This is a genomic window from Myroides sp. C6-3 (assembly GCF_050522425.1).
Classification (GTDB): Bacteria; Bacteroidota; Bacteroidia; order Flavobacteriales; family Flavobacteriaceae; genus Flavobacterium.
This window is the reverse complement of sequence record NZ_JBMVQP010000004.1, coordinates 23,441-35,140: the sequence shown is the minus strand read 5'-3', so window position 1 is coordinate 35,140 and position 11,700 is coordinate 23,441. Positions and strand designations below refer to the sequence as shown.

At 37.3% G+C, this 11,700-nt stretch carries 13 protein-coding genes; 10 read left to right on the top strand and 3 right to left on the bottom strand.

Annotated features, from left to right (window positions below; genetic code table 11):
• Positions 1-41: 41 nt before the first annotated feature.
• From ACPDG9_RS02830 to ACPDG9_RS02815, 4 genes are all read left to right on the top strand, one after another.
• Entirely contained in the window at positions 42-1,358 is a 1,317-nt protein-coding gene (locus ACPDG9_RS02830) for a hydroxymethylglutaryl-CoA reductase, degradative (RefSeq protein ID WP_430526300.1), read from the top strand.
• A gap of 5 nt (positions 1,359-1,363) precedes the next feature.
• On the top strand, positions 1,364-2,275 hold the full coding sequence (locus ACPDG9_RS02825; RefSeq protein ID WP_430526299.1) for a GYDIA family GHMP kinase: 912 nt from the start codon (positions 1,364-1,366) through the stop codon (positions 2,273-2,275).
• 427 nt (positions 2,276-2,702) lie between these two features.
• Positions 2,703-3,431 carry a YqjF family protein gene (locus ACPDG9_RS02820; RefSeq protein WP_430526298.1) on the top strand — a complete coding sequence of 243 codons (729 nt, stop codon included), beginning with the start codon at positions 2,703-2,705 and terminating at the stop codon, positions 3,429-3,431.
• 123 nt (positions 3,432-3,554) lie between these two features.
• Positions 3,555-4,229 (top strand): carboxypeptidase-like regulatory domain-containing protein, encoded by a 675-nt coding sequence (locus ACPDG9_RS02815; protein WP_430526297.1) that lies wholly within the window; start codon positions 3,555-3,557, stop codon positions 4,227-4,229.
• 3 nt (positions 4,230-4,232) lie between these two features.
• Here the strand turns inward: ACPDG9_RS02815 and ACPDG9_RS02810 are convergent, their stop codons facing one another.
• On the bottom strand, positions 4,233-4,634 hold the full coding sequence (locus ACPDG9_RS02810; protein WP_430526296.1) for a hypothetical protein: 402 nt from the start codon (positions 4,632-4,634) through the stop codon (positions 4,233-4,235).
• Positions 4,634-5,221, bottom strand: coding sequence for a hypothetical protein (locus ACPDG9_RS02805; protein ID WP_430526295.1), 588 nt, complete (start codon positions 5,219-5,221; stop codon positions 4,634-4,636). The genes ACPDG9_RS02810 and ACPDG9_RS02805 overlap by 1 nt, the downstream gene beginning before the upstream one ends.
• Positions 5,222-5,341: 120 nt before the next feature.
• Here ACPDG9_RS02805 and ACPDG9_RS02800 point away from each other — a divergent pair, with 120 nt between their 5' ends.
• Positions 5,342-6,556 (top strand): NAD(P)/FAD-dependent oxidoreductase, encoded by a 1,215-nt coding sequence (locus ACPDG9_RS02800; RefSeq protein ID WP_430526294.1) that lies wholly within the window; start codon positions 5,342-5,344, stop codon positions 6,554-6,556.
• A gap of 181 nt (positions 6,557-6,737) precedes the next feature.
• Positions 6,738-7,052 carry a hypothetical protein gene (locus ACPDG9_RS02795; protein WP_430526293.1) on the top strand — a complete coding sequence of 105 codons (315 nt, stop codon included), beginning with the start codon at positions 6,738-6,740 and terminating at the stop codon, positions 7,050-7,052.
• A gap of 193 nt (positions 7,053-7,245) precedes the next feature.
• On the opposite strand, the gene ACPDG9_RS02790 is transcribed toward ACPDG9_RS02795, so the two are convergent.
• Positions 7,246-7,866: a hypothetical protein gene (locus ACPDG9_RS02790; protein ID WP_430526292.1), complete on the bottom strand. Its 621-nt coding sequence runs from the start codon at positions 7,864-7,866 to the stop codon at positions 7,246-7,248.
• 228 nt (positions 7,867-8,094) lie between these two features.
• On the opposite strand from ACPDG9_RS02790, the gene ACPDG9_RS02785 reads away from it, so the two are divergent.
• The 4 genes from ACPDG9_RS02785 to ACPDG9_RS02770 all read left to right on the top strand — a co-directional run bounded on the left by ACPDG9_RS02785 (position 8,095) and on the right by ACPDG9_RS02770 (position 11,698).
• The gene (locus ACPDG9_RS02785; RefSeq protein ID WP_430526291.1) at positions 8,095-9,186 is read left to right on the top strand and encodes a diphosphomevalonate/mevalonate 3,5-bisphosphate decarboxylase family protein; all 1,092 of its coding nucleotides are present in this window, start codon (positions 8,095-8,097) and stop codon (positions 9,184-9,186) included.
• Positions 9,187-9,240: 54 nt separating this feature from the next.
• Positions 9,241-9,639 (top strand): hypothetical protein, encoded by a 399-nt coding sequence (locus tag ACPDG9_RS02780; protein WP_430526290.1) that lies wholly within the window; start codon positions 9,241-9,243, stop codon positions 9,637-9,639.
• A 29-nt stretch (positions 9,640-9,668) separates the two neighbouring features.
• Positions 9,669-10,262: a penicillin-binding protein activator LpoB gene (locus tag ACPDG9_RS02775; RefSeq protein WP_430526394.1), complete on the top strand. Its 594-nt coding sequence runs from the start codon at positions 9,669-9,671 to the stop codon at positions 10,260-10,262.
• A gap of 68 nt (positions 10,263-10,330) precedes the next feature.
• On the top strand, positions 10,331-11,698 hold the full coding sequence (locus ACPDG9_RS02770) for a COG3014 family protein (RefSeq protein WP_430526393.1): 1,368 nt from the start codon (positions 10,331-10,333) through the stop codon (positions 11,696-11,698).
• The last annotated feature ends 2 nt before the right edge of the window (positions 11,699-11,700 follow it).

Below are 11,700 nucleotides of genomic sequence, written 5' to 3'. Positions count from 1 at the left end.
CCAATAGAATCACGTATCTTTGTTTCTTAAACTTTTTAATCATGATAGGGAGTATAAATGGGTTTTCTAAACTAAACAAGGAGGAGAAAATCAATTGGATAGCAAAAACATATTTAAACAACCAAGAAGCGGTCGTAGATTTAATCAAACAGTATTGGAATTCAGACGAGGATTTACAGAAATTACACGATGAATTTATTGAAAATACGATTACAAATTTTTATCTACCTCTTGGTGTCGCTCCTAATTTCTTGATCAATGACATTTGGTATACGATTCCTATGGTGATTGAAGAGAGCTCGGTTGTTGCTGCTGCATCTAAAGCTGCAAAATTTTGGGCTGATCGCGGTGGGTTTAAAGCAACAATCTTAGACACCGAAAAAATTGGTCAAGTTCACTTTCTTTACAAAGGGGATAAACAGAAATTGAATCAATTGATTCAAGATCTTCAGAAGACTTTCCTTGAAGATACGTTTCCTATTACTCAAAACATGCAAAAACGAGGAGGTGGTATCTTAGCGATTACTTTGCGCGATAAAACACAAGAAATTGAAAACTACTATCAATTGCACGTTACTTTTGAAACGAAGGATAGTATGGGGGCAAATTTCATCAACTCGTGTTTGGAGCAAATGGCTACAACATTAAAGCGAGAAGCTTTGGTTTATCCTGCATTTAATGAGGAGGAGAAAAACATAGATGTGGTGATGAGTATCTTGTCGAATTATGTGCCCAATTGTGTGGTTCGCGCTGAAGTTTCTTGTCCTGTTGGTGAATTGAAATCAAGTGATATTCAGGATCCTGTACTTTTTGCAGAAAAATTTGTACAAGCGGTTCGCATTGCAGAAATTGAACCTTTTAGAGCCGTAACGCATAATAAAGGAGTGATGAATGGAGTGGATGCTGTTGTCTTAGCTACTGGAAATGACTTTAGAGCGATTGAAGCAGGGGTTCATGCTTATGCGGCTAGAGATGGACAATACCGCAGTTTATCTCATGCGTCAATCGAAGGTGGGATTTTTAAATTCTGGATTGATCTACCGCTAGCAGTAGGAACGGTTGGGGGATTAACCTCCTTACATCCAATGGTGAAAATAGCCTTGCAAATGTTACAAAAACCGTCAGCAACACAATTGATGCAAATTATTGCGGTTGCTGGTTTGGCACAAAACTTTGCAGCGGTTAAATCACTGACAACCACTGGAATTCAACAGGGTCACATGAAAATGCACTTAATGAATATCTTAAATCAATTTAAAGCAACGGATGAAGAACGCGTAAAAGTAGTGGCTCATTTTGAAAAAAATGTAGTTTCACACCGTGCTGTAGTTGAATTGTTAGAAACGCTTAGAAAATAGTTTAGATGGATTTTTACAGCCCTGGTAAGTTGTTGATTGCTGGTGAGTATGTGGTGTTAGATGGAGCAAAGGCCTTTGCTTTACCTACTGCCCAAGGCCAATCGATGCACGTCGAGTCCATAGAGGAAGCTGTATTGGATTGGACGAGCTATGATGCAGATGGGGAAATTTGGATGCAAGAACAAGTGACAATTGATCAGCTGCTGCATAACAAAGGAATACAGGGCAGTGCATATCTTCAAACCTTAGTTGGCGTATTGAGAGCAGCGCATAGTCAAAATCCAAGGCTTTTACAACGTGGAGGAGGATTTAAAGTAACGTGTAAGCTGACTTTTCCTCGTTTGTGGGGATTGGGAACTTCTTCTACTTGGATTAACAACGTAGCACAGTGGTTTGGCATTAATCCCTATCAATTGTTGCAAGAATCTTTTGGAGGTAGTGGCTATGATATTGCTTGTGCACAGCATAAGAGTGCCTTGTTTTATCAGTTGACAGATCCTATTGAGCCTCGTGTTGAATTGGTTGATTTTCAACCTGCCTTTTGCAAGAAAATGTACTTTGTCTACTTAAACGAAAAACAAAGTAGCAAAGAAGCGATTCAGGCTTATCGAGCAAAAAAAGGTTTGCTTTCCGCTGAGATCAAACGAATCTCTGAGATTAGTCAAGCATTAGTAACAGCGACTTCGGTGGAAATTTTTGCCGAGTTGATTCGCGAACACGAAACAATTGTGGGTCGAATCCTTGGTATTCAGCCTGTTCAAGAACGCTTGTTTGCCGATTTTACAGGAACTATAAAAAGCCTAGGTGCTTGGGGAGGAGATTTTGTTCTCGTACTCGCAGAAGAGGATCCAACGGTCTATTTTGCAGCAAAAGGGTACACAACAGTCTTACCTTATGAACAAATGATTGCCCGTTAAAATATAAAGCTAAAACTCCTTGTCTATCATGGAGTTTTTTGCGTTTTATAGGTGCTGTATCCATCCTTTTTAAAAGTGAAAAGGAAAGAATAGCCCTATTTTTAGCTTTTACTACGGATCTTGAATGAGATGCTTTGTTTGATAAACAGATTAGTGGGTTTTCGCAGTTTTCCCTAGGTATTATGGAAAAATAAGGGTTTGAGAAGGTTCTATGAGGTAATTTTAGTGGAATTTAGTATATTTATAATGTTTTAATTCGTTGATAACTGATTTAGTTTCCGAATGTGTTCAATTGTATAGAAATAGCTTTTAGGTATGAGCAACATAAGAAGAAGCTATGGAGAAAAAAGGCATCTTATTGGGGTGCCTTTTTTGCGTCCTAGCGTTTAGATTTTGAGTATCTTTAAGGAAGAAAAAGAAAGTAGATATGATTCATACAATCTTACAAGCAGTTGAACACAGACCCTGGCCAATGCCACGCGAAAAGTGGAGCTATTACCAGGAGTGGAATCGACTCCTTTTTTTGCATTTTGAAGTGCCTTTTGATGTGTTAAGGGCTTTAGTTCCTGATGCACTCGAATTAGACGCCTTTGAAGGTAAGTACTATATTTCAGTTGTTCCTTTTACCATGGAGAAGATTCGTCCACGGTATCTACCAGCCGTGGGTTTTATATCCAATTTCGATGAGCTCAATGTCCGTACCTATGTAACAAAAGAAGGGAAAGCAGGGGTGTATTTCTTGAATATTGAAGCAGGAAAAACGCTTTCTGTTTATGTTTCCAAGAAACTATCGGGATTGCCTTACGAAAAAGCAACAATGAAACGAAAAGGGGAGCTGTATACCTCTTCAAATGAAAAGAAGAAATTTCGATTAGAAGCAAATTACACTATAGGAAAAAAAGTACAACAAAAGACACCTTTACAAATATGGTTAACAGAGCGCTATTGTTTGTATGTGTATGTCAACAATAATTTATATCGCTATCAAATTCACCATGAAGTTTGGGAGTTAAAAGAGGTAGCGTTTAATCATCTGAAAGTAGATTATCAATTGGCGGGGATTCACTTAACGGAGGATCAGGTCATCGCCCCTAATTATTCGGATGGAATTCAAGTGGTCGCTTGGAGTAAAGAAAAAGTGAGGAGTGAGGAGTGAGGAGTTTGTTGAGATGGCGGTTGTCTCCTTCTTTAAACGATAAATCGCTAGGACGAACGACGACCAACGACCAATGAACACGCTCTCAACAATTCAACCTGTAAAAAAACGACATTAGTATATATGGCAAAATACCTCATTCAGATTCCAGAACCGTGTTCTGAAGATTGGAACCAAATGACGCCTTTGGAAAAAGGGCGTTTTTGTGCGGTTTGTGAAAAGGAAATCTATGATTTTTCAACTTATACAAAACAAGAATTGATTAATCGCATCAAGAAAGGCGATAAGTTATGCGGACGGATACCAGCGAAGTTTTTAAATACAGAATTGAATGATGATTTATATATAACAAAAAGTTTTCGATTCAATGGATTGGTAGCGACTTTTGTAAACTTATTAGTATTAACTGCTGCTACAACTACACAAGCACAAGAAAAAAGAACAACAGAACAGTTGCCTTTTAAGACTGACCAAAGCAAAAAGCAGAATGAATCTATACTGAGTCAAGAAAGAGTTTTGAAAGGTGTTGTTATAGATGGAGAACAGCATGCTTTACCTGGAGCTGTTGTAACTATATTTGATACCAAATACAGGGTAGAAACGGATGTGTTTGGTAAATTTGAATTAGTTATACCAAAAGATAGCGGTAAACAGTTAAATCTCAGTGTATCTTTTATTGGATTAGATACTCAAATTGTAAATGTTACAGATTTTGAAGCTGTCCTTGAGATAGTGATGGTAGATGAAGTGGAGGTTATTTTTATGGGAGAACCTACTATATCGAGAAAGAAGAAATAGTAGTTAGTCTTTTACTTTCAATTGATCAATTTTATTTTGTCTTTTCCAATTGTAGGTTTGTGTCGTTTGATTGATGGTTATATAAAGCATCAAAGCAGTTTCTTCGTATGCCTGCTTTTGATTTAAATCAGTTATTTTTTCTGCTAAGGCAACTAGTACGTCAGCAAGAATCTCTTGATTTGACGCGTCAAAAGCGGAAATTGAGCCAAGGTATTTTTGCATATCTTGTTGCGTTTGTAACTGCAACAAGACTTCTAGATCAAGTGTTGTTTGTTCCTTGAGCGTGGATGTAAAATCAGTAAGATCTTTTTCTTCCATGGGATCTTGAGGTACTTGATTAAAAAAGGCTCTTAAAATAAGAGCCGTTTGTTGGATAAGTCGTAAAATAGTGTCTCGTGATTCCATTAGCGTACGGGACGTAAAGTGTTGCTAAACGTTACTTTGAAAGGATTGTCTTTACTGCTGTTTTTCATGATGTAAATAAATTTAAACATCTTAGCATGATCACTTTCAATAGTTACTTCACTATTGGTATAATTGTCCAAAATCGAAAAGCTGTCCGTGTTGTCCACGCGAATGGATTTTGCAATCCCATTGGATAAGTCGCTCATTACCATTCCTTTAAAAAAGGTTTTAGTGCTGTTTTTTACCACAATGTTCTCTCCTTTAAATCCTTGGGTAAGAATCAGAACGCTGTATTTGGCGCTTGTTGCTTGCATCCCTTGTAAATAGGATTCTTTTGTTTTGTCTGTTACAGATCGAAAATCATCTCGAACTTGAGCGTAATCAGGCAAATCAATCACGTCTTTTTCTTCTGGTAAGCGGTTTTCTTCTTTGATTTCTTCAATGCGTTCTTCAATTGTTAATTCTTTAGAAGAAGCAGTTGAGCTGCTGCTGTTTGTATTGTCTTTTGTGTTCGTGCTACTTCCGTGCGGAACTGATTTACACATAGCAAATAAAACAAGTAGTGCTAAAAATGGCAATTTTTTCATAATCTTAATTTTACAATGATAGGGATGCGATTGTAAGTAAGTATCTTTGTGCCTGTAAAGATAAAAGTTTCATATAGAATAAAAAAAGAGAACTTTAGTAAATGGCTAAATATGGGGATTATGCATTATGATATTATTATTGTAGGTGGTGGTGCTGCAGGTTTTTTTACGGCAATTAATTTGGGTGAGCGCAACGCAAATTTAAAAATTGCCATTATAGAACGCGGAAAAGAAGTACTTGCTAAAGTTAGAATATCAGGCGGCGGACGTTGTAATGTTACGCACGCGTGTTTTGATCCGAAAGAACTAGTTCGATTTTATCCTAGAGGTTCGAAAGAATTACTTGGTCCTTTCCATCAGTTTTGTTGTGGGGATACGATTGAGTGGTTTGCTAAATACGGTGTGGAACTGAAAATCGAAGAAGACGGTCGTATGTTTCCGGTTACAGATTCCTCTCAAACGATTATTGACTGTTTTGCGAAAGCAGCGGCAAAGTATAAAATTGAGGTATTGCAAGGGGTTAGTGTACAAGGAGTTTATCAAAGTGAGAAAGGATGGAAATTGGATACTTCTAAAGATGGAATGACGTGTTCTCAACTGGTTTTTACTACAGGTAGTAATCCGAAAGTATGGCAAATGATGGCTGATCTTGGGCATCGCGTGGTTGAACCTGTACCGTCTTTGTTTACCTTTAATAGCAAAGATAAACGCATTGTGGATTTAATGGGGGTTGCAACTCCTGCTACAATCAAAGTAAAAGGAAGTAAATTAGAAGCAACGGGACCCTTGTTGATTACCCATTGGGGGATGAGTGGACCTGGTATTTTGCGCTTGTCTGCTTGGGGCGCTCGTCTTCTGGCAGAAAAAAAGTATCAATTTCACATTCTTGTTAATTGGCTTCCTCAATTTGATCGAGAAGATTTACTAGTCCATCTGAAAGCCTTTAAACACGAACACGCAAAGAAAATAATCTTGAAAAGAGGATTGTTTGAGTTCCCTACTCGACTATGGGAACGATTAGTTGTGGCGGCAGGAATTACTGCGACCACCACCTGGGCGGATTTAAACAACAAACAATTACAAGCTTTAGTCGTAGAACTACAGGAAGGAGAATACCAAGTGAATGGCAAGAGTACGTTTAAAGATGAGTTTGTAACCGCAGGGGGAATTGATTTGCGCGATGTGAATTTTAAAACGATGGAAAGTAAAATTTGCAAAGACTTGTATTTTGCAGGTGAAATCCTCAATATTGATGCTATTACAGGTGGTTTTAATTTTCAAAATGCTTGGACTACCGGTTTTTTAACGGCTCAAGCTATTGCTTCAACAAAGTAATAAAGACGATATGACATTTACTTATTATAATACGAGTAGTAACGTGTTACTTTTGCTCGTTTGTTTGGGACCTTTTTTATCAACAGCTATTTTCTTTTTGGTTGTTGGTGTGGGGATCGTTAAGCTTGTTGCCCTCGTGCTCTTCTTTCTGTTTTTGGTATTCTTTTATAAAATTGTCTTTATGAAAGTGAGTATTGACGAAAAGGGGGTGAGGTATAAGAGCTTATTTAAAGAAAAATTCTTGGCTTGGACCGAGATCAAAGACGTTTTGATCGTGGTAAGAGAAAGGCGCTCTGTACCCGATTACTACAAATTAGAAGAGTGGCTCCAATCGGGACGCTCTGGGAAAAGCTACTTTTTGTTGTTTCGTTCAACAAGTGAATTTCCTGCTAATCCGATGTTTATGTTCAGTGCGCCCATTGATACAGATTATATCAGTGTGCAAAGTAGAAAGACAATTTTAGCCGAAGTAAACCGCTATTTTTACAGTTCTTAAACTTAACATAATTAAGGGGAAATTGGTGATAACATTGTTGATAAGTTTATTTGAAACTAGTGGATTTCAAAGGAATTTTATGTTCCTTTGGCAAACACACAACTAAAAAATCAGAGTCTCATTCTGATTTAAAGATGTATGTAATTTTGTAAGTGCTAATAGAAATATGGAAGGTTCTCCCTTCCATATTTTTTTATGTTTTATGGAAGGGATTGTAAACCAATGCGAGTGTTCGTTGGTAATCCTTTATAAAACGTATTCCTACCGTAAGCGTTGACAATCCTATTAGGGTTTTGATGGACCAGTTTTCGATCGGTATGAGAAAAAAGATCAATAATAAAGCGCTAATAGTCATGGATATACGGAGGTTGTAATGCCCTGTATGTATAGGGTGTCTGTACAAAACCATAAATAATAATAGTACAATTACTGTGCTTCCCAATAAGAATACTAGTTCATCCCAATTAGAGGTTGCAAATATGGAATAGGCAACGGCGATTAAACCAGAAAGAAAGCTTACAAATAGGTTAGTTTGATCTAACAGATATATGCGAGGGACTAAACACAAGTCAAGCGCAAGGTCATCTGTCAATTGAATTTCTTGTTTCTTTTTTTCATTTAGTTGACTCAAGGCAAGGGTATGAGAACTGTTTCCATATACAAAAGTCAATTCATCTACGTCATTTTCTAGTCGTAAATAGGTTTGGGAAGAAGTGTCAACTTCTTTGATTAAATGTGTCCCAGCGTAAATGAAAACAGAATAGTTTCCGTCTAAATGCATTTTAGACGTCGCTGTAAGGTGTATTTTTTTCATTTTTTTGGTTGTTTAATTATCTGTGGTAAAAGCAAATTAATGAATTTTTGGTTTTAATACAATGTTTAACTGTTTTTTATTTGCTTTTGTTATTTTGAGGTTTGTTGTGCTACATACTTGTTGAATTAGGTTGTTGGTTTATCCTTTTAGGATAAGTTTTGTGAGATGTTATAGGGCTAGTGTCGTATGTAATAAAAAGGTAGTATTTTTGTCAAAAAAGGGAAAGGAATGACAAACGCAAGTGATTTTATATTTGATAGAAGTAAAAGTACGGTAGCAGCTGTGCAACAAGGACAATTTACTTGGAGCGCTCCGAGTAATATTGCATTAGTGAAATATTGGGGTAAAAAGGAGAATCAAATTCCTGCTAATCCCTCTTTGAGTTTTACCTTGAGTAATTGTAAGACAATTACAACATTGGCTTTTACATCCAAAGCAGCAAAGGGAATTAGTTTTGATTTGTCTTTTGATGGGAAACCGAAAGAAGAGTTTAAACCGAAAGTGCAAAAGTTTTTTGAGCGCATTGTCAACTATTGTCCTTATATAGAGGAGTATCACTTTGCGATTGACACGACGAATACGTTTCCGCATAGTTCGGGAATCGCCTCTTCGGCATCGGGTATGGCAGCGCTGTCGATGAATATTATGTCCCTAGAGCGCTTGCTTCATCCTACTATGGCAGAAGCATACTTTTTGAATAAGGCTTCTTTTCTAGCTCGCTTAGGTTCTGGAAGTGCTTGTAGAAGCATTAAAGGAGAGGTTGTTATTTGGGGAGAACAAGCGGATGTGCTAGGCAGCTCAGACTTATTTGGTATCGAAGCTCCTTTTGCGATTCATCCCAATTTTAAGGAATATCAAGATGTGATTTTACTGGTAGATAAAGGGGAGAAACAAGTATCGAGTACGGTGGGACATGATTTGATGCACAATCATCCTTTTGCAGCTGAGCGTTTCAAACAGGCACATCAAAACCTAGGTATGTTAAAAAATATACTCGAAACAGGTGACCTTACGAAGTTTGTCGCTTTGGTGGAAAGTGAAGCATTAACCTTACATGCTATGATGATGACCTCTATGCCTTATTTCATTTTGATGAAGCCCAATACCTTACAGATTATTGAGAAAATCTGGGCTTTTAGGGCAAAAACTGCTATTCCTGTTTGTTTTACTTTAGACGCAGGGGCGAATGTTCACCTCCTTTTTCCTGCTGCTGTAAAGAATGAGGTTCTCCATTTTGTGCAAGAAAGTTTGAGTGATTTTTGCCAAAATAAACAGTTTATAGAAGATAAAGTAGGGGGTGGAGCATTATTTATTAAATAAAAGTGCTAAATTTACAGTAGAAAAATAGTGTTTAATAAAAAAATAGATCAAGCTATGAGAAATGTTATTAAGTTATTAGGACTCGTGATGTGTAGCTTGTTTACTTATCAAGCAAACGCACAATCACTAATAGAGGATCAAAATCCGAATTATCATGTAAGTAAAGAAAAATACATGATGAACAAAGATTCTTTAACAGCTACGTTGAGTGAAACAGTTCACAATACATACAAGGCGTATGATTGGTATGAAGCAAAACAAGAGCGAAAAGCATTGAAACGCCAATACCGTCATGAAGAACGTATGGCAAGAGCAAAATATGGTCGTTCGTATTATTCCGATTACGGATATGATTACAACTACGGATACAATAATTACTATAGAAACTATAGCAATTGGAATTGGATGCCGCGTATTGGCTTTAAAACCGGGAACTGGTGGTTCTCTATTTAGTAAAAACATTAATGAATAATAAAAAAAGTATGCAAATTAAGAAGATAGCTTTAGCTGCAGTTTTAGCAGCATCAGGTTTATTTATCACCTCATGTGGCCGTCAGGTTACACGTGTTAGTACGGAAGAAACAATCGACTTAAGTGGTAGATGGAATAATTCAGACTCAAGAGAAGTTGCTCAGCAAATGACCAGACAAGTACTTGATGGTGGTTGGATTGGAGATTTTCAAGACGACAACAACAATAAAAAACCAGTAGTTATCGTGGGCATGGTATACAATAAAAGCCATGAGCATATTGATGCTGAAACATTTGTTAAGGATGTGGAGCAATCGTTTATTCAATCTGGACGTGTTCGTTTAGTACAAGGAGGTAAAAAACGCGAGGAACTAAGAGGAGAAAGAGCAGATCAACAAACGAATGCTTCTGCTTCTTCAATGAAACAGTTTGGTTTAGAACAAGGTGCAGACTTTATGTTGCAAGGTTCTATTAACTCCATTGTAGACTCACACAAAAAGAAAAAAGTTGTTTACTATCAAGTTAATTTAGAATTAACGAATCTACAAACGAATGAAGTTGTTTGGATTGGAGACAAAAAAATAGCGAAATACGTAAAAAACTAAACTTATAATTGATGGTTTTCAATCGAACCATATCTTCCATAACAAAAACATTAGTGCCTGTGGCACTAATGTTTTTCGTCTTTGGATGCGCCACATATCACGATAGAATTACAGATTATTACCAGCGTATGACACACGAAGACTACGTTGGTGCGGATAAAGCTTTAGACAAAAATAAGCTGTTACAAAAATCGAGAAACCTCCTGTTGTTTTACATGGAGAAAGGTAGAGTAGAGCATTTAAAAGGAAATTATGCACTGAGTAATCAGTATCTAAATAAGGCGGATCTCTTAATTGAAGATCAAGTCTCCAAGGTTGGAGATGTGATGGTAGGACTATTTTTGAATTCGATGTCTCAAAGTTATAAAGGAGAAGAATTTGAAATTTTTATGCTACACTATTATAAAGCATTGAACTACTTATATCTCGGACAATCCCAAGAAGCACTCGTCGAAGCTCGACGTATTTCGCTTCAAAACTATCAACAAGGTGATAAGTACAACGATAAGACAACACGTTATTCTAAGGATGCCTTTGCTTTGAATTTGCAAGGACTAATCTACGAGTCTGTAGGGAATTATAACGATGCTTTTATCGCGTATCGCAATGCCGTAGAAGTTTACCAAAGCGCGGTAGGCGGGTTGTATTACGGAGTGAGTATTCCAGAAAACTTAAAGTACGATGTCATGAATATGGCAAATAAACTAGGCTTTACTGGCGAGTTGAGAAAGTTTGAAAAAGAATTTGAAATGCCTTTCAAAGCCTATCAACAGGCTGAGGGAGGGGAGCTAGTTGTTTTCTGGGAAAATGGTACGGCTCCTGTTAAGGAAGAAGAAACGATGTTCTTTTCTTTAATTAGAGGAGATAGTGGTTCTCTCGTTTTTACTGATGCGTTAGGGGTGATGATTCCGTTGGATTTTGGTATAGCGGGAAAAACGGACCTTAGTGATGTTCACAGTGTAAATGTCGCCTATCCGAAGTATATTAGTGCACCTGTTCCCTACACAAAAGCCCAAGTAGAGGTTAACGGAACAGCAACTTATGCCTTGGAAAAAGTACAAGATATCGATGTTGTTGCGGTTTCTACTTTACAAGAACGTGCAGGAAAAGAATTAGGGAAAATCTTAACTCGTTTAGCAGTTAAAAAATCAGCGGAATACGCGGTGAAATCAGTGGCAAGATCGAATGATAACAATGCTGTATTAGAAGGATTGGGGTTTGGATTGCAGCTGTATAACTTATTTTCAGAAAAGGCAGATACCCGTAATTGGCAAACGCTTCCTGCTGAAATAAAATATGCACGTGTGCCTTTGGTAAAAGGAAAGAACCAATTGTCTTTTGATTTACAACGTGCGCAAGGACAAAATGTTCAGCAGCAAGTGGAGATCGAAGCAAAAGGCGGGCTACAGTTCTACAATTTTGCTACAATGAGGTAAAG

What these genes read in the sequence shown, in the direction of transcription:
- ACPDG9_RS02825 (WP_430526299.1), top strand. Translation starts at nt 1,364, where the DNA reads ATGGATTTTTACAGCCCTGGTAAGTTGTTGATTGCTGGTGAGTATGTG.
- ACPDG9_RS02775 (WP_430526394.1), top strand. Translation starts at nt 9,669, where the DNA reads ATGCAAATTAAGAAGATAGCTTTAGCTGCAGTTTTAGCAGCATCAGGT.
- ACPDG9_RS02810 (WP_430526296.1), bottom strand. Translation starts at nt 4,634, where the DNA reads ATGGAATCACGAGACACTATTTTACGACTTATCCAACAAACGGCTCTT.
- ACPDG9_RS02815 (WP_430526297.1), top strand. Translation starts at nt 3,555, where the DNA reads ATGGCAAAATACCTCATTCAGATTCCAGAACCGTGTTCTGAAGATTGG.
- ACPDG9_RS02795 (WP_430526293.1), top strand. Translation starts at nt 6,738, where the DNA reads ATGAAAGTGAGTATTGACGAAAAGGGGGTGAGGTATAAGAGCTTATTT.
- ACPDG9_RS02820 (WP_430526298.1), top strand. Translation starts at nt 2,703, where the DNA reads ATGATTCATACAATCTTACAAGCAGTTGAACACAGACCCTGGCCAATG.
- ACPDG9_RS02785 (WP_430526291.1), top strand. Translation starts at nt 8,095, where the DNA reads ATGACAAACGCAAGTGATTTTATATTTGATAGAAGTAAAAGTACGGTA.
- ACPDG9_RS02830 (WP_430526300.1), top strand. Translation starts at nt 42, where the DNA reads ATGATAGGGAGTATAAATGGGTTTTCTAAACTAAACAAGGAGGAGAAA.
- ACPDG9_RS02790 (WP_430526292.1), bottom strand. Translation starts at nt 7,866, where the DNA reads ATGAAAAAAATACACCTTACAGCGACGTCTAAAATGCATTTAGACGGA.
- ACPDG9_RS02770 (WP_430526393.1), top strand. Translation starts at nt 10,331, where the DNA reads ATGTTTTTCGTCTTTGGATGCGCCACATATCACGATAGAATTACAGAT.
- ACPDG9_RS02780 (WP_430526290.1), top strand. Translation starts at nt 9,241, where the DNA reads ATGAGAAATGTTATTAAGTTATTAGGACTCGTGATGTGTAGCTTGTTT.
- ACPDG9_RS02805 (WP_430526295.1), bottom strand. Translation starts at nt 5,221, where the DNA reads ATGAAAAAATTGCCATTTTTAGCACTACTTGTTTTATTTGCTATGTGT.
- ACPDG9_RS02800 (WP_430526294.1), top strand. Translation starts at nt 5,342, where the DNA reads ATGCATTATGATATTATTATTGTAGGTGGTGGTGCTGCAGGTTTTTTT.